This is a genomic window from Pseudoalteromonas ostreae (genome assembly GCF_018069805.1).
Taxonomy (GTDB): domain Bacteria; phylum Pseudomonadota; class Gammaproteobacteria; order Enterobacterales; family Alteromonadaceae; genus Pseudoalteromonas; species Pseudoalteromonas ostreae.
Map to the genome: position 1 here is coordinate 1 of NZ_JAGPYN010000064.1, position 1,044 is coordinate 1,044.

The following is a 1,044-nucleotide window of genomic DNA, read 5'->3' on the forward strand; positions in this document are numbered from 1 at the left end:
TTTAGCCTCACAAGGTTTAGCATTGTTGAGAGGTATTTGGATCAATTTTCATTACGGGAGGTGAACCGCCCATTGCACTTCCTGTTAATAAAAAGCGCATGATGGGTGGTATGGCTGCAGGTTAGAGACCTACGGCTACCCGATTATGTGCGGTTATTTGTCTAGCCATGGTGGCCTTACATAAACTACTTTACTTTCGTAGTCTAAATCTTTAACCCAAAATCGATCTCTACAACCAAGCTTCCATAATTTAGCACCAGCATCCATTGTGTAAGGGGCTAGGTCTTTTTCGTTCGACAAAAAAGGCCACATTAAATAAGTTGCAACTTCGTCACACTTAGTAAGATAGATCGCCCAGTTTTTTAAGGCTTCATAATGCATGCGTTTCCTCCTGAATCTCAGCCAACAGGTCTGTAACCCCAATATCCACGCCTGCCTGCGATAGCAATGTAGAAACTTGGCCACGATGATGAGTCTGATGGTTAAAAAAATGAAGAACTAGACTCGAATATCGTTTGGTAGCGGAGATCCCCTTGGTGTTTTGGTAGCTGAGAATGAAATCCAGATCACTTTCAGATAGCTCGGTTGTCCAGTTGATAATTATCCGATCCAACCAGAACCTGTGCTCAGATAGGCGAGCAATATCATTGAAGACTATGTGATCCAGGCTCTTTGGATTTGGAATATCAGCTACCTCCTGTAAAGACCGCAAGCAGGCTGGATGGATAGCAAACCGTTTTAGCCAGATAGTATCACCAACAATGATGTGATTAAGTGTTCCGAGAATGGAACCAAAAAGGCCCCACGGTCTTGGGCCAGATTTGTTGCACAGAGCTGACTCGAAGCCTTATACACCTTTAAATTCATCCGCTGATTATAGGCCGCCAGCAATTCAAAGTGATCTTTCAGGCTCATCATAGATCCTTATCATGGTTAACGAGCCTGTAGAATAACTCGTTTTTAATTTATTTTTATTAATGCATTAACCATAGCCGAGTTGCTATTTTGGTTCAATCAGTTACTTCTATTTCACGTAAAAAAATG

The 1,044-nt window shown here is 42.0% G+C and carries 2 protein-coding genes; both read right to left on the minus strand.

Translation table 11 applies throughout. The features are described from left to right. Positions 1-153: 153 nt before the first annotated feature. On the minus strand, positions 154-381 hold the full coding sequence (locus J7338_RS20515) for a hypothetical protein (protein ID WP_210798823.1): 228 nt from the start codon (positions 379-381) through the stop codon (positions 154-156). Continuing rightward, entirely contained in the window at positions 371-832 is a 462-nt protein-coding gene (locus J7338_RS20520) for a DinB family protein (RefSeq protein WP_338052522.1), read from the minus strand. The genes J7338_RS20515 and J7338_RS20520 overlap by 11 nt, the downstream gene beginning before the upstream one ends. Positions 833-1,044: the final 212 nt, after the last annotated feature.

What these genes read in the sequence shown, in the direction of transcription:
- J7338_RS20515 (WP_210798823.1), bottom strand. Translation starts at nt 381, where the DNA reads ATGCATTATGAAGCCTTAAAAAACTGGGCGATCTATCTTACTAAGTGT.